We start from the raw sequence: 21,903 nt of genomic DNA, 5'->3' as shown, positions 1-21,903 counted from the left end.
GGGGTCGGTCAGGACCAGATTTCGAGCGGACCGCGGCCGGTCACGCCCAGGAAGAACGAGAGGCTGACCCGCCGGCCCGCACCGCCGATCGCATTGACCGCGTGCAGGTTGCGCGAGTCGAACAGGACGGCGTCGCCCGCACGGGGGGCCACCTCCGCCACCGGCTCGCCCTCGACCACCTTCTCGTCGTAGCCGTAGCCGTCCCGGTGGATCTCGTCGGCGGGCCGCCAGCGGCGCCGGTAGACCCGGGTCTCCCCGCCCGACTCGGGCATGGAGAGGTACCAGTTCAGGGTGAGGAAGCTGGCGGGGGTCTCGTCGAGGATCCCGGGGAACTCCCGCACGATCTCGTCGAAGTGCAGCTTCGCCCCGCTGGGGATCTCCCGGATCATGCCTGCGAAGAGGTCGCGGCCGCGGGAGCGGGCGGGCACCACGCCGTCGCCCCAGGCACGCGAGACCCGGTCGACGGCCAGGTCCAGCGGATCGCGGCCGTGTTGGAGCCGGCCGCGCAGCCGGACCGCCTCCTCGGCGATCCGCCAGTACTCCTCGGTGAGGGTGTGCGCCCCGTAGAAGTCGTAGGCGGCCGGCCCGATCTTGGCGATCGGCGGGAAGATGAGGTTCTCGTCGTAGGCGCCGAACTCGCGGTGGTCCAGCCCCTCCATGATCGCGGCGCACTCCTCGGGCGTGGAGAAGCCGCGGATCCGCACGGCACCCAGGGTGCCGACCGCGAGGCGCAGGATGTGGTCGCGGGTCAGCTCGTCGACGGTCTCGGCATCGAAGAGGGTGAAGATCGGGGACGCGTTGGTGCTGACGTCGAGCAGGTCAGGCATCGTGCTCCTCCATGAACCGGCGCAGGCTCAGCGGGCGCATGTCCGTCCACAGCTCCTCGATGCGGCCGAGGCAGGCCTCCTTGGGCGCGGGGTCGCCCACCGCCTCCCAGCCCGGCGGCACCTCGCGGCCGGCCCGCCACACCGAGTACTGCTCCTCGTGGTTGCGGACGACGAAGTAGAGCTCGGCGGCGGTCAGGGTCTCGTTACTCATGGACGCCTCCAACGGCGATCGGGAAGAGGGTGCTGGGGCCGGCGCTGCCGGCGGCGAGGTCGCGCGGGTCGTCCTCGGTGATCAGGCTGAGCCCGACCGCGTACTCGATGAAGTCGCGCTCGCCGCGCTCGGTGGAACGGGCCAGGGCCAGGGCCGCGGCCCGGCGGTCGTCCTCGTCGCGGTCCTGGGAGAGCTTGAACCGGCCGACCATCTCGTCGATCTCCAGCTCGAAGCCGACGATGCCGCCGATGATGCGGCCGATCCGCGGGTCGTCCGCGCGCAGCCGGTTGTCCGTCTGGGAGTGCTCGGCGATCCCGATCAGCCCGCGCACCAGCTCCTCGCGGTCCTCCACCACCCGCACCCGGCCGCGGACGTGCACGGACATGGAGTTCCAGGTGGGCAGCGGGTCGCTGGCGAACACCGCGGGCGGCATGTACGCGTTGGGGCCGTGGAAGACCGCAAGCATGCGCCGGCCGTCCAGCAGGGCCGCGTGCTCGTTGGCACGGTCGAGGTGCCCGAAGAGGACGCCCTTGGGGCCGCGCGACGGGTCCAGGATCAGCGGGAGGTGGGTGGCGAAGGGCTCGTCGCCGGAGCGCGCGGAGATCAGGGTGGCGAAGCGGTAGCGCTCCATGAGCGCCTGCAGCTTGTCCTGGTCGTGCTCCAGGTACCAGTGGGGCGGGTAGGCGGTGCCCGCCGTGCGGGCCGTGGCGCCGCCGCCCGCAGTGCCCGCGGCGGCGCGGACGGCGAGGACCGGGCAGCCACCGGTGACGGGGGCCGGGAGCCGGTCGGCGATCCCGTCCGCGATCTCCTTCGACCGGAACGGCAGCAGCGAGAGCAGCGTGTCGCCCAGGCCGAACTGGGACTCGCCGAAGCCCTGGAGGTACAGCCCGGCGCGCAGTTCCGGCCGGGTCCGGGCCCGGTAGTCGCGGGTGAGGGAGACGTCGACGCCGTTCTCCTCCAGAACCAGGTACGGCAGGACGTCCCCGAAGACGGCCGGGTCCAGGGTGCGGTCGTAGCCGGTGGCCAGCACCACTCCGTCGCAGGCGAGCTGCTCGTCGGGACGCCCGTCGAGCCGGGCCTCCAGGGTGGCGAGCAGCCCGTCCCCGTCCTCGTGGACGGCCGCGAGCCGGGAGAAGGAGTGGATGTGCAGCCGCCTGCGGCCCTTGACCTCGTCGAGGTAGTCCGTCTGGAAGAGCCGCTCCAGCAGGTCCTCGCGGACCACGCCGTAGTTGGCGTCGCGCAGCTGCCCGGCGACGACCGACCGCCGGCCCGGTTCCATCCGGTAGAAGGAGTCCGCGCTGGAGGAGTAGAACTGCTCGTTGACGAACGGGCTGTTGTCGGTGGGCTGCAGGGTGTAGCCGGAGACGGCCAGGTGCACCTCGGCCCGGTCGTAGTGGGTCAGCAGGTACTCGGCGATCTCCCCGGCGCTCTGGCCGCCGCCGGCGACCAGGAAGCGCAGCGTCTGGTCGTGGTCCTTGAACTGGGCGGGGAAGCGGGTGAGGAACTCCCCGGAGTGGACGACCGTGGGCGCCTTCGCGATGTCGGCCGGCTGCTGCACGGGCCGGCCCCCGCCCGCGTGGACCACGTTGCGGGCCCACACGCTGGTGCGCCGTCCGGTGGCCACGTCCTCGGTGTCCACCCGGAACAGCGTCAGGTCCTCGCTGCCGCCCGGGGTGCTCTCGGGGGTCACCCGGAGGACCTGGGTGCCGAAGCGCACCTGGTCGGTGAAGTCCCGGGCCACCCACTTGAGGTAGTCGTCGTACTCGATGCGGGTGGGCCGGAACTCGTCGAGGTTCACGAACCGTTCCAGGCGGCCCTTCGCCTTGGTGTACTGGAGGAACGAATAGGGGCTGGCCGGGTTGCGCAGGGACACCAGGTCCTTGAGGAAGGAGATCTGCATCCTCGCCCCGTCGATGAGCATGCCGGGATGCCATTCCACTCCCGGCCGGCGCTCGACGAAGAGGCAGGAGAACGGCAGTTCCTGTTCCCGCACGCACACGGCGAGGGCCAGGTTGGACGGCCCGAATCCGATGCCCACCAGGTCGTACGGTACGTCGGCGGCCGAACCCAGCGGGGGTGTCCCGTGGGTGCCGGTCGTCTCGCCATCGCTTCTCACGAAAACTCCTCCAGGGGTTCTTTCCGTCGGTGCCAGTGGTGCACCTCGTGGGGCGGGCTCTGCGGCTGGGCGCCGGACGGCCTTGCGGCCGCGAAGCGCGGGTTCCCGGGCGATGTCCCGAGGATGCCGCACCGCCGGACGCGGGCGATCGACTGTCCTGCACGGTCGAACGCCCGGCGGGACGCGGTCCGTTCAGACGCCGAGCCGCGCCTTGACGTCCGCGAAGTAGGGGATGTGCCGGTAGTCCTTCGCCACGGAGTCGTAGTCCGTGTACGCGTGCGTGAACTCCAGCAGGCGCGCCTTGACCGCCTCGACGGGCTCCCGGTGGATCCGGCTCTCGATGGACTCGATCCGGGAGAGGAAGTCGCGCAGTACGTCGGGGAGGTCGGGGGTGAGCCGGATCCGGCCGTCGTGGAGCCCGATCCCGCCGTGGCCCTCCAGGAAGTTGAAGAGCAGCTGTGAGGCGACGGCGTCGTAGTTGGGGCGGGGTATGCCCTCCACCGCGTACCGCAGCAGCCGCTCGGCCAGGATGAACTCGTAGGCCGCCAGGGCCTCCTCACGGGGGAGGTCCTTGTCGTGCAGGCAGGCGAGCATGCCCGACACGTCCACCCGCAGCTCCTCCAGGCCGGCCAGCGCCTTCATCTTCTTCGCCGGCAGGAACTCGGGGATGGGCATGTCGCCCTGGCGGTGGTGGTACTCGTGCAGGCGCACCCACCAGGACGAGGCCTGCTCGATCTTCGCGTCGGGCGCGCCCTGGATCAGCGGGAAGCTGCCGGGAGCCATCACCTCGTCGATCAGCAGCCGCGTGACCTTGTTGTGGCGGGTGACGAACTTGTCGATGAAGTAGAAGATGAGGTCCTCGGGCTGCTGGATGCCGTCGAGGTGGTTCTCGGGGAAGAGCGCGACGACCACGCGGGAGCCGAAGCCGGCCGTCTTCCCGGTGATGTTGACGGGCATCGTGTTGCTGGCGTAGCGCTCGGCCAGGTACGGGTCCGTCGGCAGGGTGTCGTACGTGAGGTAGTCGAGGCTCAGGCGCGGGAAGTACGAAGCGTCGAAGAGCGAGAAGATGTGCCGGTCGCGGCGGTTGTTGATGTGCGCCTTGGTGGCGTCGAGGCGGCTGCCGGGCCGGAAGACGTCCAGGTCGTCCAGGAAGGCCTGGACGGCGGGCAGCCGGCGCAGCACGCGGCTGGAGCCGATCCGGCGGGAGAGCTCCTTGAGTTCGGTCTCCTCGCGCAGGAACTGTCGTTCGGGGAGGCTCGCGCGGATCTTCTCGACCTCCGCGAACACCTCGGTCATGTCAGCCATGGATTGCCCTTCCGGGAGGGTTGTGGCGGGTACGGCGGATCGCCCCCCGGGAGGGGGTGCGGCACTGCGTGCGGCGGCGGGCCGGGGGGCGCCGGGCGTCAGCAGGCGGTGCGGTGGCGCTCTTCCAGTGCGGCGGCGAACTCGGACCAGGCGTACGCGTACTCGCGGGCCAGCGTGGCGACCGAGTCGATGTTGTGGGACGGCACGCGCTGTGCGATCTCGGGGCAGGCGGCGACACCGCGGTGGCACCCGTCCAGCCAGCGCAGCAGCCGGCGGCCGATGTTGTTGTAGCGCAGCGAGGGGTCCTTGGTGAGGGCCGCGATGATGGCCGCGGGGTTGGCCGGGGCCTCTTCCCGCTCGGGCTCGGGGCGCAGCCGCGCCGGGGGCGCGGCGTCGAGGTCGGGCTCTTCCTCCGGCTGTACGGGGCGGCGCCGGGGCACCGGCTCCTCGCCTGCCTGGACCCGCTTGCGGACGTCGTGGACGGTGGACGGGGAGACGCCGACCTGCTGGGCGATCTCGCGGATCGAGGCGCCGGGATCCCGCATGAGCAGCTCGTAGACCTTCATGCGGCCGCTCGATCCGTCGACGGGCCGGACCCGGCCGTCCTTGCCCACCCGCATGCCGGCCGCGGCACCGGCCGGGGCGGCCAGCGAGCCGCGGATCCGGCCTATCGTCCCGGCGGAGAGCCCGGTCAGGGAGGCGATCATCCGGTTCGACCAGTGGGGGTGGCTCGTGACCAGCCGGGCGGCGGCGGCCGTGCACTCGTTGCGGGAGAGGACCAGGCCGCGACCGCGCACGGTGTTGAGGCGGACCGCGAGGACGAAGGCGTCCGCGGCGCTGCCGTCGACCATGCGGGCGGCGATCTGCTCGCGGCCCGCGAGGGCGGCGGCCCGGACCCGGTGCCGGCCGTCGACGACGCGCATGGTCGGGCGGTGGACGACGATCGGCGGCAGGGTGTCGGCCGCGGCGGCCAGGTTCCGGCAGTGGTCCTCGTTGGTGCCGCCGGTCCGGGGGGAGCCGGACAGGCGCAGGGCCCGCAGGGGGACCGCGACCACGGGGAGGTGGTCCAGGTGCAGGGCCTCCGGGCCGAGCACGTCGAGCGGTGTGCCGGCGGCGTCGCCCGTGGCCGGGTCGGCGGGCGGGGGAGCCGCGGTGTCGGTGAGGAGGTCGGTGGGACTGGGTTCGGTCAGGGAAAGAGAGGTGCTCACGTGTTCCTCCGGGCGATTCCGCCGCGGTGCCGTCTGCGCGAGGAGAGAGGAAAGGGAAATTCGGCGGAATTGCTCGGCGCTGTCGGTTCTTTCACCGTTCGGATCGCCGCACGGCACAGGATTCGATGGAACACCCGGCGAGAACGGGCGTCGCCATCATCGTGTGCCAGCACAGGGCGAGCGCGGATTGCGCCACCTCACCCTCGTCCTTTCCCTTCATGAACAGAACTGCGGAGAAGCCGGTCGTCGACGACACGACTCGTACGTGTTCGAGTCCGTCGGCTTCTCGGGTGTGTGCCCAGAACGCGTCGGTCAGCACAGCTGCGTCCATGTGCTGATCAGCCCTTTCAGGGCCCGCGTTGACTACGACAACGGCCGCGTACATGGGGCATCCTTCGGTCGCCGTCGCGGTGACGGTCAGCCCCAGCCGAATCCGTCGCCGTCGGCGTTGGTAGAGGTGACGGTGGTGCCGAGATCGGCTACGGCCACCGTTGCGGACGTCTCCTCGGTGCGGGGGAACGCGCTGGCCGAACCTGCGGCAGGAACGACGACACTGGCGATGACGGAAATACCGATGAGGGTCCGGGCCATGAGGAGAGAGGCGTTCTTCACAGTAATCCTTCCAAGGGGCCGCCGCGCGGAATGTTCCGCGGTTTGTCCGGCGGGGTGGGGGGCGTTCCTGCGTATGGAAGAAGAATGGCCTGCGGGAAATCCCGTGTCAGTACTGGTCACGTTGCACCAAGAGGCCAGGCACCTTGGAGCCGTGCCCGGGGCGTGGTGGCCCCCCGTTGGCCTCGTCAATCGCCGCCGTGTCCCCATGCGGCCATGCAGCAACCTGCCATGCCCTCCTCAAGCCGTTCTCCAGCGGGCCGCGAGGACGCCGGAGCCGCCCCCGGCGGCCGTGGCCGGGGGCGGCTCCTGTGGGGGGCGGGGCGCGCGAGCGCGGTCAGCGCAGCCGGACGCCCCGCTCGCGGTCGTGACCGGACGGGCCGGGACTGCGGCGGAACTCCTGTCCGCAGCCGAGCCGTTGGAGCAGCGGTCCGGTCATGAGGGTGGTCACCAGTGCCATGAGGACCATCGCGGTGAACAGCCGGCCGTCCAGCACCCCGAGCCCCAAACCCACGTTCAGGATGACCAGTTCGGTCAGTCCCCGGGCGTTGAGCAGGACTCCCAGCGCGACCGACTCGCGCCCCGGGATCCCCGACAGGCGGGCAGCGCAGGCGGCTCCCGCGAATTTGCCCGTGCAGGCCACCGCGATCACGGCGACGACCACGAGGACGCCGCGTCCGCCGAGTCCGCCAAGGTCCACCGACAGCCCGGTCACGGTGAAGAAGACCGGCAGGAGGAAGAGGCTGGTCTGCTCGATGCGCTCGGCAACCTCGGGCGCGAACCCCTCGACCCGGTCCCGCGGCACCGCGGCGCCGAAGGCGAAGGCACCGAAGACGGCGTGCAGCCCGATGGCGCTGGTGGCCCACGCGGACAGGAGCAGGCCGGTGACCAGGACGGCGTGGACGAAGGAGCTTCCGCCGGTACGGCCCCGCCCGGGAGCCGGCAGCCTGCGCAGCCCGGGCCGCACCACGTAGACGAGGAACAGCAGGAAGAGGGCCGACTCCAGCACCATCCGCACCAGCGGCCACGGCCCGCTCGCGGTGGCGATCACGACGATCACGGCCAGCACGCACCAGGCGAGGAAGTCCTCGATGGCGGCACAGGCCAGCGCCATGGCACCGACGCGGGTGCGCTGCATGCCCTGTTCGGCGATGATGCGGGCGAGCACCGGGAAGGCGGTGATGGACATCGCCGCCCCGAGGAAGAGCGCCGGCGCGAGCACTCCCTCGGTACGCAGCTGTGAGCTGTCGTACCAGGGGTAGAGGGACACCGCCAGTCCTGCGCCCAGCACGAAGGGCAGCGCGACGGAGCTGAGGGACACCGCCGTGACCTGCCGTCCGCTCCCCCGGAGCCGGGCCACGTCGAACTGGTAGCCCACCCCGAACATGAAGAGGACCAGGCCGAGTTGGGCGAGCGCCTGCAGGAGCGGCCGGGTGTCCGCCGGGAACAGCAGGTCCGCGGGACGGCCGGGGAGGAGGCCCAGCAGGCTGGGCCCCAGGGCGAGTCCGGCGATGATCTCCCCCATCACCGCGGGCTGTCGCAGGCGCCTGGCGAGCCGGGCGAAGACGAAGGCGAGGGCGAGGATCAGGGCCAGCCCCGCGAGCATGCTTCCTGTCACTGCATCGGGAGGCCGTGCAGCGAGCGTATGGGGTTCCAAGACGTCGACTCTCCCCGTTCGGCGGCGATCGATGGCGGAAGGACGGTCCGGCGCGGAGTCCGTCCCGTCCACGGTGTACCGACCGCACCGGGGCACCGCGAGGGGCGGTCCGGCCAAAGCCGGAGGAGAATGGGAAGCAGCTCACGGAGGGTCATGCTTTCCCTTGCCCGATGGGCCGGCCGCTCGCTTTCCGCGGTGCTCCTGAGCACGGTGGTCGCGTGCGGCGCGCCCGTAGCCGCTGTTTCCGCCGCCCCGCTCCAGGTCCTCGCAGTGCGGTCCCTCACGCTCGACCCGACGCAGGGACCGCCCGGCAGCAGGGTGGGCGTCCACGGCTACGGATTCGACAACTGCCGTACGCACCCGAGCGATGACACCGCCGAGCCCGGACCCGGCGAGATCCGCGTCGCCTGGCCGGGCAGCGACGACCCCAGCGTCACGAGGGTCGAGGCCAACGGTGAATTCGAGACCACCGTCACGGTCCCCTCCGATGCCACCCCCCGCCCGGACCCCTATCGGGTCACCGCCCGCTGCACGGAGAACCGGAAGCTCAGGGCGGCCGCGGACTTCACGGTGACGTCCCCGGTCGGGCCGCCGGACCTGCGGCTGGATCCGGCCGAGGGTCCGGTAGGGACACCGGTCACGGTGACCGGCACCGGATTCGAGGGCTGCACCGCGGGCGGCGGCCAGGGCGGTACGGTCACGCTGACGTGGGACGAGGGCCCGCTCCTGCCCGACCCGCCGGCGGACATCACGGTGGCCGGCGGCGCGTTCACGGCCGTGGTCGCCGTGCCGCCCGGTGCGGGGGCCGGGGAGTACACGGTCACGGCGACCTGCGTCGAGGACGAGCAGGCGTCCGCCGGGGAGCGCTTCGAGGTGACCGGCGTCGAGCCCTCACCACCGCCGGGAGTGCCGGACGTGCAGGTGGCTCCCGCCTCGGCTCAGGCCGGCGGGGCGTCCCTCACCGTGTCCGGTTCGGGATTCGACTGTCCGCAGGTGGAAGTCCTGTGGGACGGAGAGCGGCGCGACACGGTCGAACCCGGCGCGGACGGGACCTTCCGGACCGCCCTGGACGTGCCCTCCGATGCGGGTGAGGGCGAGTACACGGTGCGCGGCCAGTGCGCGGCGGACCCGGACGTGGGCGACGAGGCCGCCTTCACCGTGACCGGCATCCTTCCCGGCCCGACGACTCCGACTCCAAGCGTGTCCTCGGCCACTCCCGGCCCGAACCCCGGCCCCGACGGCCACGTCCCCGTCGGCCTGGTCGTCGGCTCCTGCATGCTCGGCGCGGCCGTGCTGGCCGCCGCGGGATACGTGTTCCTCAACCGCCGCCCCCACGGACCGCGCTGGGTCCACCGGCACGTCGGCTACCGGCCGGGCCCCGCCCCCGTGGCCACGGACGTGGCGGAGCCCTCCGGCACCGGCGGCGGCCCGCCGACCCGCTCCGTACGGCTCGAACCCCACCCGGACCCGGGTGACCAGACCCTGGAGGAGGACTCATGACCACGGCTCCCGTCATCGAGCCCCTCACCGTCCGGACCCTGCTGCTCGGCGCCGAGGGGCAGGCCCCCGACGCACTCGCCGACGCCCTGCACGCCCGCGGCGCGGTGACGGGCGCCCTCCCGGACGTACGGGGCCTCACGTCCGCGGCGGACCGGGCCGTGGAGCGCGAGCTGGCCAACGTCGTCAACGGCTTCCTGGACCTCGACCTCGTCTCCCTGGTGGCGTCGGGCTGGTCCAAGTACCAGGCCCTCAAGGAGGCCGCGCTCCGCACCCGCCGGTATCCCGGCAGCGAGGAGGTCGTCGCGCTGGCCACGCACAGCATCACCTCCGCCCACCACCCGTCGGTGGACCTCCTGGTGGACGGTGCCCGGGCTGCCACCGTCGGCGTGGACCTCACCGTGCGCTTCCGGATCACGGGGCTCGTCGCGGTCGTCCGCGACGGCCTGCTCACCGCCGTCCGCAGCGGGCAGTGCGCGGTGGAGGCCGGGCTCGCGGTGCGGGGCATCGCGGTCGCCTCCCGCAAGGGGGAGCTGGACCTCCCCGCCACCCTGCGCCTGCGCGAGCCGATCGACCTGCTGCCGCTCCGGCCGCCCGCCCCGCCCACGGCGCCGGCCCCGCCGCTCCCGCCGGCTCACTGAGGGCGCGGGTAGACCCTGGACTGCTTCACGCTGCCGAAGGCGAAGCTGGATTCGATCGACGCGATGCCCGGGATCGCGTGGATCCGGTGGCGCACCAGGGCTTCGTAGGCCTCCAGACTTTCGATCACGACGCGCAGCAGGTAGTCGCTGCTGCCCGCCATCAGGTAGCAGTCCTGGATGTGCTCGATGACCGCGACGTGCTCCTCGAAGACCCGGACCGCCTCCGCGGTGTGGCGTTCCAGCCGTATCCGGACGAACACGGTGATCGGGAGGCCGAAGGCGACCTGGTCGACCATGGCGGTGTAGCCACGGATCAGGCCGACCTCCTCCAGGCGCCGCACCCGGCGCAGACAGGGTGACGGGGACAGCCGGACCCGATCGGCCAGCTCCTGGTTGGACAGCCGTCCGTCGGCCTGCAACTCCCGGACGATCTGCAGGTCGACCGCGTCCATCGCCACGCCACACCCCTCGTTCTTGGCAGATTCTGCCCCCACGCTATGCCGGGGAGGCAGAACTAGCAATCGGCTGCCCCGCCCGACGACCTACCGTTGCCCTGTGGCCGGATCCGGCCCTTGAGGCTGGAGGAACCCCCTTGGTGACCGCGAACACCGTGCCCGCGACCGCACCCCCGCGGGGTGCGTCGACGGCCCGCCGCGTGCTCTCCCCGCAGGCCCGGGGAACCCTGGCCCTGGTGGTGACCGTGCTGATCTGGGCCGCCTTCGCCCTCAGCGCCCGCGCCCTCGCCTCCTCCTCCCTGCGGCCGGCCGACGCGGCCCTGCTGCGCTTCGGCGTACCGCTCGTCGTCCTGGCGCCCGCGCTGTGGCGGCGGCGCCGGCAGCTCGCCGCCGTCCGCCCGGCCGCCGCGCTCAAGATCATCTGCGGGGCGGGGGTGCCGTTCTTCCTGGCGGCCATGTACGGGGGCTCGCTGACCTCGGCGGCCTTCGTCGGCTCGATCGTCCCCGGGATGGTCCCGCTGTTCGTCTCCGCCCTGATGATCGCCGCCGGCCGCGGCGCGCCCCGGGGCACCCAGACCGCCGGGCTCGCCCTGATCGCGACGGGCGTGGTGGCCCTGGTCTGGCGCTACGTGGTCCCGCTCGACACGGACGTCCTCGCCGGAGCCGGGATCCTGCTGGTGGCCAGCGGGCTGTGGGCCCTCTACACGGTGGGCCTCAAGGAGGTGGACCTCGATCCCGTCGGATCGATCGGCCTGCTGTGCCTGCCCTCCTTCGCCGTGATGGCCGTCCTCGCCCTGACCGGGGTGCTGCCGACGGGCCTCGGCTCCGCGGCGGGCGGCGACATCGTCCTGTTCCTGGTGGTGCAGGGGCTGGGGGTCGGCCTGTGCGCCGGCCTGCTGTACGCCTTCGCCATCCGCAGGCTCGGCGCGGAGCGCGCCTCCGTCGGCGGGAGCCTCAGCCCCGTCGCCGTGGTGCTGCTCGCCGTCCCCCTGCTCCACGAGTCGCCGACCGCCGCCGTGCTCCTCGGCGTCCCCCTGATCACCGCGGGCGTGGTCCTGGCCAACCGGCGGCCCCGCACCGCGCCCGCGCCCGTACCGGACCCCGCCCCCGTTCCCGTGCCCGCCCATCCCGAGTCCGAGGTCTCCGTAGATGCTTGAGCTGCTCCTCCCGCCGCCCGTCGACCCGCTGTGGGACCTGACCGAGGCCTACGGGGCCGACGCCCGGCCCGAGCGCCTGAACCTCGTCCTCGGCGTCTACCGCGACCACACGGGCGGCACCCCGGTCATGACGGCCGTGCGCGAGGCCGAGATACGCCTGGCGCAGCGGTCGGCCTCGAAGGAGTACCGCGGTCTCTCCGGCAACACCGCCTTCAACCGCGCGATGCTGTCGATGGTGCTGGGCTCCGCCCCCGGCGGCGCGGCCGAGCGGGCCGTGGCGGTCCAGACCGTCGCGGGCAGCGGCGCGCTGCGGCTGCTGGCCGACCTCGTCTGCCGGACCCGACCGGGCACCACGGTGTGGATCAGCGACCCGGCGTACGTCAACCACCGGCCCATCCTGGAGGCGGCCGGGCTGAACGTGCGCACGTACGGCTGGCTCGACGCGGAGGGCGGCTTCGACACCGAGGGCATGCTGGAGGACCTGGCGCAGGCGCGCCGGGACGACGTGGTCCTGCTGCAGGGCTGCTGCCACAACCCCACCGGGGTCGATCCCTCGGCCCGGGTCTGGGAGGCGCTGGCCGAGATGGCCGTGCGCGCGGGCTGGGTCCCGTTCGTCGACCTCGCGTACCACGGGCTCGGTGACGGCCTGGAGGCGGACCTGGCGGCCACCCGGATGCTCGCGGAGCGGGTGCCGGAGATGCTCATCGCGGTGAGCTGTTCGAAGAACTTCGGCCTCTACAGCGACCGTACCGGCTGCGCCGTGGTGCTCGGGGCGTCCCGGGGCGCGCTGCGGCACGTGGAGACGGCGCTGCAGAACGCGGCCCGCACGCTCTACTCCATGCCCCCGGAGCACGGCGCCGCGGTCGTGGCGGCGGTCCTGGAGGACGACGGGCTGCGGGCCGCCTGGCGCGGCGAGCTGGAGGCCATGCGCGGGCGGATCGAGGCGAACCGGTCGGGTCTGGCCGGCGAACTGAGCGCGCTCGGCTGGGACCGGCAGGCGCGGGTGCTGGCGCGGCAGAAGGGGATGTTCTCGATGCTGCCGCTGTCGCCTCGTCAGATGCTGCGGCTGCGCAGCGGGTTCGCGATATACGGCACGACCGCGGGCCGGATCAACATCGCGGGCCTCCCGGCGGAGCGGATCGCGTGCCTCGCGCAGGGCATCTCCGCGGTCCTCGCCGAGGACGCCGGCCGGCCGGATTCACCCGTCGTGCAGCCGGTGCCCGCCCACCGAGGGTAGGCGGGGCGGCGGGGCGCCTCGGGCCGCATGCGCGGCCGCGTACCCGATGAGAACGATGCGGGCTGCGGCCGTGTTCGCGGCCAGGTGAGCCCGGCGGCGACGGCCGCGGCCCGCAGGGTGCTGCCCGCGGCGGCGAGCACGGCGTAGCCGACGACGGCACCGATCAGGTGCCCGGCGATCATGCTGCGGGGCTGGGCGAGGGGCAGGGGTGGGGGCGCTGTTGCACGAGGACGGCGCCGGCGGTTGGGGACGGTATGGGGACCGGTTCGTGGATCACCGCGCCGGTCCCCACCGGCGAGAGCAGAACCACGGTGGCCCCGCTGATGCCGTGGGGCCGCGGCGGCGGGGCGGCGCTGCGCGGCAGCGGGGCGGTGATCGGCGGTCCGCGGTCGACAGCGCGGCGGCCGCCGCGGACCTGATTCTTCATCAGGTCAGATGTCCCGGACTATTGACTCTCCTCGCGCCAGTCGCGATTCTCGTCGCACATTCGCGCGGGACATGACAATTCACCGGCTGTCCGGACGGGCGGCCGGCTGCGTCCTCGACCGCGCCATCCGACTCCCGATGACGTGAGTGAGACCCATGACCCGACGCCCGCCCAGCCGGCGCAGGCCCCTCTCGATCCTTGCGTTACTGCTCACCACCGTGATGGCCATGGCCCTCGGCCCCGCGTCCGGCGCCTCGGCCGATGCCGCCGCCGACGCCGGCGGTACCGCGGGCGCGGAGGCAGGCTGGTGGGTCCCCACCGCCCGGCCCGCGCCCGACTCCCAGATCAACGTCACGGGCGAGCCGTTCAAGGGCACCGACGCGAACGGCAAGGTGCGCGGCTTCGTCGACGACCACGTGCACCTGATGTCCAACGAGGGCTTCGGCGGCCGTCTGATCTGCGGCAAGCCGTTCTCCCAGGACGGCATCGCCGACGCCCTGAAGGACTGCCCCGAGCACTACCCCGACGGCTCCCTCGCCGTCTTCGACTTCATCACCAAGGGCGGCGACGGCAAGCACGACCCCGTCGGCTGGCCCACCTTCAAGGACTGGCCCGCCCACGACTCGCTGACCCACACCCAGACCTACTACGCCTGGGTCGAGCGGGCCTGGCGCGGCGGTCAGCGCGTGCTGGTCAACGACCTCGTCACCAACGGGGTCATCTGCTCGGTCTACTTCTTCAAGGACCGCTCCTGCGACGAGATGACCGCCATCCGCCTGGAGGCGCGCAAGACGTACGAGATGCAGGACTACGTCGACAAGATGTACGGCGGCCCGGGCAAGGGCTGGTTCCGCATCGTCACCGACTCCGCGCAGGCCCGAGAGGTCATCAAGCAGGGCAAGCTCGCCGTCGTCCTCGGTGTCGAGACCTCCGAGCCCTTCGGCTGCAAGCAGGTCCTCGACGTCGCTCAGTGCAGCAAGGCGGACATCGACCGCGGCCTGGACGAACTGTACGGGCTCGGCGTGCGCAGCATGTTCCTGTGCCACAAGTTCGACAACGCCCTGTGCGGCGTGCGCTTCGACTCCGGGGCGCTCGGGGTGGCCATCAACGTCGGCCAGTTCCTTTCCACCGGCACCTTCTGGAAGACCGAGCAGTGCGCCGGCCCGCAGCACGACAACCCCATCGGCCTGAACGCCGCCGCCGCGCCGGAAGCCGTGAAGATGCTGCCCGAGGGCGTCTCGCTGCCCGGGTACGCCGGCGACGCGCAGTGCAACTCCCGCGGTCTGACCGACCTCGGCGAGTACGCCCTGCGGGGGATGATGAAGCGCAAGATGATGCTTGAGCTCGACCACATGAGCGTGAAGGCCGCGAACCGGTCCCTCGACATCATGGAGTCGGAGAGCTACCCGGGCGTCATCTCCTCGCACAGCTGGATGGACATGGACTGGACCGAGCGGCTGTACAAGCTCGGCGGCTTCATCGGCCAGTACATGAACGGCTCCGAGGGCTTCACCGCCGAGGCCCGCCGCACCAAGGCGCTGCGCGACAAGTACCACGTCGGGTACGGCGTCGGCACCGACATGAACGGCGTCGGCGGCTGGCCGGCCCCGCGCGGCGCGAACACGGCGAACCCGGTGCGCTACCCCTTCCGCAGCGCGGACGGCGGTTCGGTGCTCGACCGGCAGGTCACCGGCCAGCGCACCTGGGACTACAACACCGACGGCGGCGCGCAATACGGGCTGGTGCCGGACTGGATCGAGGACATCCGGGTCACGGGCGGCCAGGACGTGGTCGACGACCTGATGAAGGGCGCCGAGTCCTACCTCGGGACGTGGGGGGCCTCCGAGAAGCACAAGGCGGGGGTCAACATGGCCGCCGGCGCCCCCTCCGCCGCCTCCACCACGGAATGGTGGAACCCGTTCGTGAGCTACGCGCCCGGCCGGGCCGTGGACGGCGACCGGGGCACCCGCTGGGCCAGCGAGTGGAGCGAGGACCAGTGGCTGCGGATCGACCTGGGCTCCCCCGCCCTCGTCAAGCGGGTCACGCTCGACTGGGAGCGCGCCTACGGCAGGGCCTACCGCATCGAGGTCTCCACCGACGATGCGAACTGGCAGACCGTCTGGTCCACGACCACCGGCGACGGCGGCCTGGACACGGCGCAGTTCACCGGGGTGCCGGCCCGTTACGTCCGCATCCACGGCACCGGGCGCGGCACGCAGTGGGGCTATTCCCTCTACGAGGTCGGCGTCTACAGCAGCTGACCTCCGCGGACGGACGCAGTACGGCACACCACGGGCCGGGGCCGGCCGGATCGGCATGCGGCGATCCGGCCGGCCCCGGGCGTACGAGCGAGAGGGAACCCCCATGCCACGGATGCCGTTGGCCGAGCGGCGCCGGCAGCTGACGGAGGCGGCGATCCGCGCGATGGCCCGCGACGGCGTCTCCCGGACCACGACCCGCTCGATCGCCGCCGAGGCGGACGTGTCGCTGAGCGTCTTCCACTACTGCTTCGACTCCAAACAGGCGCTGCTGGAATCCGTCATCGAGACGATCACCGAGCACTACCTGAGGGTGGTCAGGGAGGCGATCCGGCCGCGCACCAGCCTCCGCGAGACGGTACGGGCGGGCTTCCAGGCGTACTGGGACCACGTCCGCGCCCACCCGGCCGAGCACATGCTCACGTACGAGCTCACCCAGTACGCGCTGCGCCAGCCCGGGTTCGAGCACCTGGCGCGGCGCCAGCACGAGCTGTACTGCGCCACCTACGCCGAGCTCGTCGAGCAGGTCCGCGGCGCTGCGGACTTCGAGCTCCGCGTCCCGGTGCCGGTCCTGGCGCGCTACCTGGCCGCGATGACGGACGGGCTGACCCTGAACTTCCTGGTGCTCGGCGACGACAGCGCGGCGAAGGAGATCCTGGACATGGTCACCGACCACGTCGCCGGACTCGTCAGTCCTCGGCCCGCTGGGTGACCGGGGCGCTGCTCTCGTCGCCGAGGAACTCGTACCAGCGGCGCTGGAGGCACAGGTAGCGGGTGTCCGCCTCGGCCAGGGCCAGGAAGGAGTCCACGGTGGCCGCGAGCCGCTCCGCCAGTCCCTCGTCCGTGAGCCCGCCGTCCTCGCGGAAGGCGGCGTGCGCCATGGCCAGGCTGAACATGTCCGGGTAGACGCGCGCCCCGAGGTGTTCGAGCGGGACGCGCAGCGCCCACAGCCCGCGGTTGCCGCCGACCATGGACGGCGAGGCCGACACCAGCAGCGTCTGCTTGTCCTTGAAGGGCTGCGGCCGGAACCGGGACACCCAGTCGACGGCGTTCTTCAGCACCCCCGGGACCGAGGCGTTGTACTCGGGCGAGGCGATGACCAGGGCCTGCGCCGCCAGCAGCCGCTCGCGCAGCAGGGCCGCGCCCTCGGGCGGCCCCTGGTCGGCCTCGGCGTCCCCGTCGTAGGTCGGCATCTCGAACTCGCGGATCCGGGCGAGGTCCACCTCGGCCCCCGACCGCTCGACCTGCGCCGCGACGAGCGAGGCCAGCCGGGCGTTGACGGAGCCCTCGCGGGAGGAGCCCGCGAGGACGAGCACGCGCAGGGCGCCCGGCCCCTCGGCCACGGTCACATCGGGCCTCGCCTCGGGCGAAGCGGTCACTGCGGTCGCCGGGGTCGCCGGGCCGGCGGCGGTGGCTGCGGGGGTGGCGGCGGCTGCGGTCGCGTCGGTCACACCGGGGACCGTACGGCACCCCTCCCGCGCGGCGCCCGCACCGGCCGCCCCTCCCGCCCGGACTTCACCCGGCCGGTCGTCTGGCGCCCGTGCGCGTCCTGCCGTCAGTCGAGCGCCGGGTGGGCCTCCGGGTGGGCGTCCCACCACACCTTGTGGAACGGGTTGTTGCCCACGTTGGCCATGTACGCGCCCGCCGCGGCGCGGTAGAGCAGCTCGGCCTGCCGGGCGGAGACCGCCGAGCGGTTCCATGCGATCCGGATGCGCCCCGTGATCGGCGTCCCGAGCAGCGGGCGCATCACCGTGCCCGTCACCGCCGGGGCGGTGGGCTGGGTGAGGGAGATCGCCCGGCCCGCGGCGACCAGGTCGTGGCGCATCTGGCGGTCGGTGATCCGGTAGCGCAGCGAGGGGACGAACCCGGCCTGGGCGCAGGCGGCGATCAGGGCCTCGGGGCCGCCGTCGTCGTCCTCGACGAGGGTCATCCACTGCTCCTCGGCCAGGTCCGCGAGGTCGAGGACCTCCTGCCCCGCCAGCGGGTGCCGGGTGGACATGCGGATGCAGAACGGCTCCTTGGGGACCAGGGTCTTGGCCAGGACCCCGCGGGGCAGGGCCACCTCGTGGTCGTTCACCTCGCCGTACACGATGACGTCGTAGCGGCCCGCGCCGAGCATCCGCACCAGCGCCGTCACCGAGTGCTCGACGTCCACGGTGAGCTCGCGGCCCGACAGGGTCAGGTCCGTCCGTGCGAGCAGCCCGTCGATCAGCACGAGCAGGATGCAGCCCAGCCGCAGCGGGGTGTCGGTGGCCATGGCGCGCGTCTCGGCGCCGAGCGTCTCCATCTCGCTGAGCACGCGGCGCGCCTTGGCGAGCACGAACTGGCCCAGCGGCGTGGGCTCGACGCCGGAGCGGCCGCGGACGAACAGCTCGCCGCCGGTGACCCGCTCGATCCTGCGCAACTGGGCCGACAGTGCGGGCTGGGAGACCCCGAGCCGCCGCGCCGCGCCCCCCAGGCTGCCGGCCTCCGCGATCTGGCAGACCGCTTGCAGATGCCTCAACTCCAGCTGCATCCGGGCAGCTTACGCAGCGTCACGCGACGGCACCATAACGCGGACCTTATGGGCGCAGGGATGTCCCAATCTCGCCATGTACACGCTCATACTCGGCGCGAAAGCCGGCCCCACCCCCCACACACGATCGGAGTGGACTCTTGCAGCCCACCAGATGGATGGCTTCCGTGGCAGCCATGGCGCTGGCCACGAGCCTCGCCGGCACCCTTGCCGGCACCGCGCACGCCGCGCAGCGCAGCGGACCCCCGCCCGCTCCCCCGGCCACGTCCGCCGACCGGGCGGTCGCCGCCGCCGACGCGGCCGTCCGCAGCGGCCTCGACACCCTGGTCAACTCGGCTCAGCAGCAGTACGAACGACGCCTGGTCACCCCCTGGGTGCAGGACCTGTACTCCGTCGCCTACGAGCGCAGCTACCGCGGCCTGCCGGTCGTCGGCGGCGACGCCGTCGTCCTGGCGGACGGCGAGGGCCGGGTGCGCGCCGTGCAGTCGGCGTCCTCGACCGCGATCGACGTGGCGACCACCCCGGCCGTCGCGAAGAAGGCGGCGGAGACCACCTCGCGCGCCGAGCTGGCCAAGGTCGACAAGGTCCTCGACAGCCGCCTGGTCGTCCGGCTCAAGGACGACAAGCCGTACCTGGCCTGGGAGACCGTGCTCTCCGGCGCCACGAAGACGGCGCCCAGCAAGCTGCACGTCTTCGTCGACGCCCGCACCGGCAAGGTGATCGACCGCCACGACGAGGTCGTCGCCGGCACGGGCAGCAGCAAGTGGAACGGCCCCAGCCCGATCACCATCGACACCACCGCCTCCGGCGGCTCGTACTCGCTGCGCGACCCGAACCGCCCGGGTCTGAGCTGCGCCGACTACAGCTCCGGCACCGTCTTCACGAAGTCCTCGGACTCCTGGGGCACCGGCAACCCCACGTCCAAGGAGACCGGCTGCACGGACCTGATGTTCGCGGCCCAGAAGCAGTGGGACATGCTCGCCCAGTGGCTCGGCCGCAACGGCGTCAGCGGCAACGGCCGCAGCTTCCCCGGCAAGGTCGGCCTGGGCGACCTCAACGCGTACTGGGACGGCAGCTCGGTCACCATCGGGCACAACAGCGCCAACGAGTGGATCGCCGGGATCGACGTGGTGGGCCACGAGTACGGGCACGCCATCGACTCCAACACCCCCGGCGGCACCAGCGGCCAGGAGGCCGGGCTCGGCGAGGGCACCGGCGACATCTTCGGCGCGCTGACCGAGGCGTACGCCAACGAGCCGGCCCCGTACGACACGCCGGACTACACCGTCGGCGAGATGATCAACCTCACCGGCAGCGGCCCGATCCGGAACATGTACAACCCGCCGGCCGTGGACAACGACCCGGCCTGCTACAGCTCCGCGATACCCGGCACCGAGGTGCACGCGGCCGCCGGGCCCCTGAACCACTGGTTCTACCTGCTGGCCGAGGGCAGCAACCCGGGCGGCGGCAAGCCGAACAGCCCCACCTGCAACCAGTCCACGGTGACCGGCGTGGGCGTCCAGAACGCCGGCAAGATCTTCTACGGCGGCATGCTGCTCAAGACCAGCAGCATGTCCTACAAGAAGTACCGCACGGCGACGCTCAGCTCCGCCAAGTCCCTCGACCCCACCACCTGCAACCTGTTCATCCGGACCAAGGCCGCCTGGGACGCGATCAGCGTGCCCGCCCAGTCCGGTGACCCGACCTGCACCCCGAGCGGCCAGAACGACGACTTCTCGCTCGCGCTGAACCCGTCCTCGGGCACCGTGCAGCAGGGCGGCTCGGTCACGACCACCGTGACCACGAGCACCACCACCGGCCAGGCCCAGCAGGTGACCCTCACCGCCACCGGCCTCCCGTCCGGGGTGAGCGCCTCCTTCAGCCCGGCCACCGTGCAGTCCGGCCAGTCCTCGACGCTGACGCTCTCCGCGAGCTCGGCCGCGGCGCCCGGCGCCTCCACCGTCACGGTCAAGGGCCAGGGCCCGAGCCTGGCGCACACCGTGGACTACGCCCTCAACGTCGGCGGGACCCAGCCCGGCACGGACCCGCCGAACATCAACGTGGCCAACGTCCAGGCGCACCTGACCCAGCTGAACACCATCGCCTCGCAGAACGGCGGCAACCGCCGGGCCGGCAGCGCCGGGTACACCCAGTCCGTGGCGTACATCAAGGGCAAGCTCCAGGCGGCCGGCTACACCGTCACCGAGCAGAGCTGCACCTCCTGCACCTACCCGTCCAACAACCTGATCGCCGACTGGCCGGGCGGCCCGGCCGACCAGGTCGTCATGTTCGGCTCCCACCTCGACAGCGTCTCCGCCGGCCCCGGCATCAACGACAACGGCTCGGGCTCGGCGACCCTGCTGGAGAACGCGCTCGTCCTCGCGCAGAAGAACCCCACCCTGACCAAGCACGTCCGCTTCGCCTGGTGGACCGACGAGGAGCAGGGCCTGAACGGCTCGGAGTTCTACGTGGGCCGGCTCAGCAGCACCGAGAAGACCGCGATCAAGGGCTACTACAACTTCGACATGGTCGGCTCGCCCAACGGCGGCTACTTCATCAACAACGTCAACTCCACCACCGCGGCGCCGCTCAAGGCGTACTGGACCTCGCTGAACCTCGCCCCCGAGGAGAACACCGAGGGCCAGGGCCGCAGTGACGACTACTCCTTCCAGCAGGGCGGCATCCCCACCTCCGGCTACGCGGCCGGCGCCAGCGCCCGCAAGACCTCCGCGCAGGCGGCGAAGTGGGGCGGCACCGCGAACGCCGCGTACGACTCCTGCTACCACAGCGCCTGCGACACCACGAACAACATCAACGCCACCGTCCTGGACCGCAGCGCCGACGGCGTGGCCTACGCGATCTGGAAGCAGGCGGTGGGCGGCGACACCCCGGCGCAGGACTTCTCGGTCAGCACCTCGCCGGCCGCCGGCTCAGCCAACCCGGGCGGCAGCGTCACCGCCACGGTGAATACCGCCACCGTCAGCGGGAGCCCGCAGCCCCTCGCCCTGTCCGTCTCCGGCGCGCCGGCCGGCGTGACCGCGACGCTCAACCCCGCCTCCGTGCAGTCCGGCAGCTCCTCGACCCTCACGGTCCAGGTCGGCGCGGGCACCGCGGCGGGCACCTACACCCTGACCGTCACCGGCTCCGGCTCGACGAGCCACAGCACGACGTACACGCTGACCGTCGGCGGCTCAGGCGGCTGCACCCCGCGCGACGCCGTGGTCAACGGCGGCTTCGAGAACGGCAGCAGCCCCTGGACCGCGACCGCCGGGGTCGTCACCAACCAGTCCGGGCAGGTCCCGCACGGCGGCTCGTACATGGCCTGGCTGGACGGTTACGGCAGCACGCACACCGACAGCGCCTCGCAGTCCCTGACCCTCCCGTCCGGCTGCACCACCGGCCGGCTCTCCTTCTACCTCCACATCGACACCGACGAGTACGAGAACGTGGTCTACGACCGGTTCACCGTCTCCGTGGGCGGCCAGACGCTGGAGACCCTGTCCAACGTGAACGCGAACCAGGGCTACGTCCTCAAGAGCTACGACGTGTCCAAGTTCGCGGGCCAGACCGTCACCCTGACGTTCAAGGGCGTGGAGGACGCGTCCCTCCAGACGTCCTTCGTCGTGGACGACGTCACCCTCCAGGTGAGCTGACGCCCGCCTGAACGGACCGGCGAGCGGCATGCGCCCCCGCGCCAGCCGCACCGCGACGGACTCGCCGACGGTGACTAAGGGCGCGGGGGCAAAAAGTGGGGGGGCGGCAGCGGGGGGGGCACGGAGGCAC

General features: G+C 72.3%; 19 protein-coding genes. 8 read left to right on the top strand and 11 right to left on the bottom strand.

Annotation, left to right across the window (positions count from 1 at the left end; translation table 11 throughout):
- Positions 1 to 8: 8 nt before the first annotated feature.
- From ABZ128_RS15675 to ABZ128_RS15640, 8 genes are all read right to left on the bottom strand, one after another.
- Entirely contained in the window at positions 9 to 827 is an 819-nt protein-coding gene (locus ABZ128_RS15675) for a 2OG-Fe(II) oxygenase (protein ID WP_356848768.1), read from the bottom strand.
- Positions 820 to 1,038, bottom strand: a complete 219-nt coding sequence (locus tag ABZ128_RS15670) for an MbtH family NRPS accessory protein (protein WP_356848767.1) — start codon at positions 1,036 to 1,038, stop codon at positions 820 to 822. The genes ABZ128_RS15675 and ABZ128_RS15670 overlap by 8 nt, the downstream gene beginning before the upstream one ends.
- Positions 1,031 to 3,154 (bottom strand): SidA/IucD/PvdA family monooxygenase, encoded by a 2,124-nt coding sequence (locus ABZ128_RS15665; protein WP_356848765.1) that lies wholly within the window; start codon positions 3,152 to 3,154, stop codon positions 1,031 to 1,033. Before ABZ128_RS15665 ends, ABZ128_RS15670 begins: the two co-directional genes overlap by 8 nt.
- Positions 3,155 to 3,346: 192 nt before the next feature.
- A complete protein-coding gene (locus tag ABZ128_RS15660) occupies positions 3,347 to 4,459 on the bottom strand; it encodes a DUF6421 family protein (protein WP_356848763.1) in 1,113 nt (370 codons plus the stop codon).
- Positions 4,460 to 4,557: 98 nt separating this feature from the next.
- Complete coding sequence (locus tag ABZ128_RS15655) at positions 4,558 to 5,667, bottom strand: winged helix-turn-helix transcriptional regulator (protein ID WP_356848762.1); 1,110 nt, start codon at positions 5,665 to 5,667, stop codon at positions 4,558 to 4,560.
- Positions 5,668 to 5,758: 91 nt separating this feature from the next.
- Positions 5,759 to 6,052, bottom strand: coding sequence for a hypothetical protein (locus ABZ128_RS15650; RefSeq protein WP_356848761.1), 294 nt, complete (start codon positions 6,050 to 6,052; stop codon positions 5,759 to 5,761).
- A 32-nt stretch (positions 6,053 to 6,084) separates the two neighbouring features.
- Positions 6,085 to 6,279, bottom strand: coding sequence for a hypothetical protein (locus ABZ128_RS15645; protein WP_356848760.1), 195 nt, complete (start codon positions 6,277 to 6,279; stop codon positions 6,085 to 6,087).
- Positions 6,280 to 6,613: 334 nt separating this feature from the next.
- A complete protein-coding gene (locus ABZ128_RS15640; RefSeq protein ID WP_356848758.1) occupies positions 6,614 to 7,882 on the bottom strand; it encodes a cation:proton antiporter in 1,269 nt (422 codons plus the stop codon).
- 204 nt (positions 7,883 to 8,086) lie between these two features.
- Here ABZ128_RS15640 and ABZ128_RS15635 point away from each other — a divergent pair, with 204 nt between their 5' ends.
- Entirely contained in the window at positions 8,087 to 9,433 is a 1,347-nt protein-coding gene (locus ABZ128_RS15635; RefSeq protein WP_356848757.1) for a hypothetical protein, read from the top strand.
- Positions 9,430 to 10,071 carry a hypothetical protein gene (locus tag ABZ128_RS15630; protein ID WP_356848756.1) on the top strand — a complete coding sequence of 214 codons (642 nt, stop codon included), beginning with the start codon at positions 9,430 to 9,432 and terminating at the stop codon, positions 10,069 to 10,071. The genes ABZ128_RS15635 and ABZ128_RS15630 overlap by 4 nt, the downstream gene beginning before the upstream one ends.
- Here the strand turns inward: ABZ128_RS15630 and ABZ128_RS15625 are convergent.
- Positions 10,065 to 10,523 (bottom strand): Lrp/AsnC family transcriptional regulator, encoded by a 459-nt coding sequence (locus ABZ128_RS15625; RefSeq protein WP_356848888.1) that lies wholly within the window; start codon positions 10,521 to 10,523, stop codon positions 10,065 to 10,067. The genes ABZ128_RS15630 and ABZ128_RS15625 overlap by 7 nt on opposite strands.
- A 143-nt stretch (positions 10,524 to 10,666) precedes the next feature.
- On the opposite strand from ABZ128_RS15625, the gene ABZ128_RS15620 reads away from it, so the two are divergent.
- The 5 genes from ABZ128_RS15620 to ABZ128_RS15600 all read left to right on the top strand — a co-directional run bounded on the left by ABZ128_RS15620 (position 10,667) and on the right by ABZ128_RS15600 (position 16,317).
- A complete protein-coding gene (locus ABZ128_RS15620; protein WP_356848755.1) occupies positions 10,667 to 11,683 on the top strand; it encodes a DMT family transporter in 1,017 nt (338 codons plus the stop codon).
- Positions 11,676 to 12,920, top strand: a complete 1,245-nt coding sequence (locus ABZ128_RS15615) for an aromatic amino acid transaminase (protein WP_356848754.1) — start codon at positions 11,676 to 11,678, stop codon at positions 12,918 to 12,920. The genes ABZ128_RS15620 and ABZ128_RS15615 overlap by 8 nt, the downstream gene beginning before the upstream one ends.
- A 254-nt stretch (positions 12,921 to 13,174) precedes the next feature.
- Positions 13,175 to 13,339 (top strand): hypothetical protein, encoded by a 165-nt coding sequence (locus tag ABZ128_RS15610; RefSeq protein WP_356848753.1) that lies wholly within the window; start codon positions 13,175 to 13,177, stop codon positions 13,337 to 13,339.
- Between the two features lie 163 nt (positions 13,340 to 13,502).
- Positions 13,503 to 15,608: a discoidin domain-containing protein gene (locus ABZ128_RS15605; RefSeq protein WP_356848751.1), complete on the top strand. Its 2,106-nt coding sequence runs from the start codon at positions 13,503 to 13,505 to the stop codon at positions 15,606 to 15,608.
- Between the two features lie 103 nt (positions 15,609 to 15,711).
- The gene (locus ABZ128_RS15600) at positions 15,712 to 16,317 is read left to right on the top strand and encodes a TetR/AcrR family transcriptional regulator (protein ID WP_356848750.1); all 606 of its coding nucleotides are present in this window, start codon (positions 15,712 to 15,714) and stop codon (positions 16,315 to 16,317) included.
- Here ABZ128_RS15600 and ABZ128_RS15595 read toward each other — a convergent pair.
- Positions 16,295 to 16,927, bottom strand: a complete 633-nt coding sequence (locus ABZ128_RS15595) for an NAD(P)H-dependent oxidoreductase (protein ID WP_356848886.1) — start codon at positions 16,925 to 16,927, stop codon at positions 16,295 to 16,297. The genes ABZ128_RS15600 and ABZ128_RS15595 overlap by 23 nt on opposite strands.
- A gap of 233 nt (positions 16,928 to 17,160) precedes the next feature.
- Positions 17,161 to 18,120, bottom strand: a complete 960-nt coding sequence (locus ABZ128_RS15590; RefSeq protein WP_356848749.1) for a LysR family transcriptional regulator — start codon at positions 18,118 to 18,120, stop codon at positions 17,161 to 17,163.
- 158 nt (positions 18,121 to 18,278) lie between these two features.
- Between ABZ128_RS15590 and ABZ128_RS15585 the strand changes: the two genes are divergently transcribed.
- A complete protein-coding gene (locus ABZ128_RS15585; RefSeq protein WP_356848748.1) occupies positions 18,279 to 21,773 on the top strand; it encodes a M28 family peptidase in 3,495 nt (1,164 codons plus the stop codon).
- Positions 21,774 to 21,903 lie beyond the last annotated feature (130 nt).

This window comes from Streptomyces sp. NPDC006326, assembly GCF_040612915.1.
Taxonomy (GTDB): Bacteria; Actinomycetota; Actinomycetes; order Streptomycetales; family Streptomycetaceae; genus Streptomyces.
This window is presented reverse-complemented; position numbering and strand designations above follow the sequence as displayed.

What these genes read in the sequence shown, in the direction of transcription:
- ABZ128_RS15675 (WP_356848768.1), bottom strand. Translation starts at nt 827, where the DNA reads ATGCCTGACCTGCTCGACGTCAGCACCAACGCGTCCCCGATCTTCACC.
- ABZ128_RS15670 (WP_356848767.1), bottom strand. Translation starts at nt 1,038, where the DNA reads ATGAGTAACGAGACCCTGACCGCCGCCGAGCTCTACTTCGTCGTCCGC.
- ABZ128_RS15660 (WP_356848763.1), bottom strand. Translation starts at nt 4,459, where the DNA reads ATGGCTGACATGACCGAGGTGTTCGCGGAGGTCGAGAAGATCCGCGCG.
- ABZ128_RS15650 (WP_356848761.1), bottom strand. Translation starts at nt 6,052, where the DNA reads ATGTACGCGGCCGTTGTCGTAGTCAACGCGGGCCCTGAAAGGGCTGAT.
- ABZ128_RS15640 (WP_356848758.1), bottom strand. Translation starts at nt 7,882, where the DNA reads ATGCTCGCGGGGCTGGCCCTGATCCTCGCCCTCGCCTTCGTCTTCGCC.
- ABZ128_RS15635 (WP_356848757.1), top strand. Translation starts at nt 8,087, where the DNA reads ATGCTTTCCCTTGCCCGATGGGCCGGCCGCTCGCTTTCCGCGGTGCTC.
- ABZ128_RS15630 (WP_356848756.1), top strand. Translation starts at nt 9,430, where the DNA reads ATGACCACGGCTCCCGTCATCGAGCCCCTCACCGTCCGGACCCTGCTG.
- ABZ128_RS15625 (WP_356848888.1), bottom strand. Translation starts at nt 10,523, where the DNA reads ATGGACGCGGTCGACCTGCAGATCGTCCGGGAGTTGCAGGCCGACGGA.
- ABZ128_RS15615 (WP_356848754.1), top strand. Translation starts at nt 11,676, where the DNA reads ATGCTTGAGCTGCTCCTCCCGCCGCCCGTCGACCCGCTGTGGGACCTG.
- ABZ128_RS15610 (WP_356848753.1), top strand. Translation starts at nt 13,175, where the DNA reads ATGGGGACCGGTTCGTGGATCACCGCGCCGGTCCCCACCGGCGAGAGC.
- ABZ128_RS15605 (WP_356848751.1), top strand. Translation starts at nt 13,503, where the DNA reads ATGACCCGACGCCCGCCCAGCCGGCGCAGGCCCCTCTCGATCCTTGCG.
- ABZ128_RS15600 (WP_356848750.1), top strand. Translation starts at nt 15,712, where the DNA reads ATGCCACGGATGCCGTTGGCCGAGCGGCGCCGGCAGCTGACGGAGGCG.
- ABZ128_RS15590 (WP_356848749.1), bottom strand. Translation starts at nt 18,120, where the DNA reads ATGCAGCTGGAGTTGAGGCATCTGCAAGCGGTCTGCCAGATCGCGGAG.
- ABZ128_RS15585 (WP_356848748.1), top strand. Translation starts at nt 18,279, where the DNA reads ATGGCTTCCGTGGCAGCCATGGCGCTGGCCACGAGCCTCGCCGGCACC.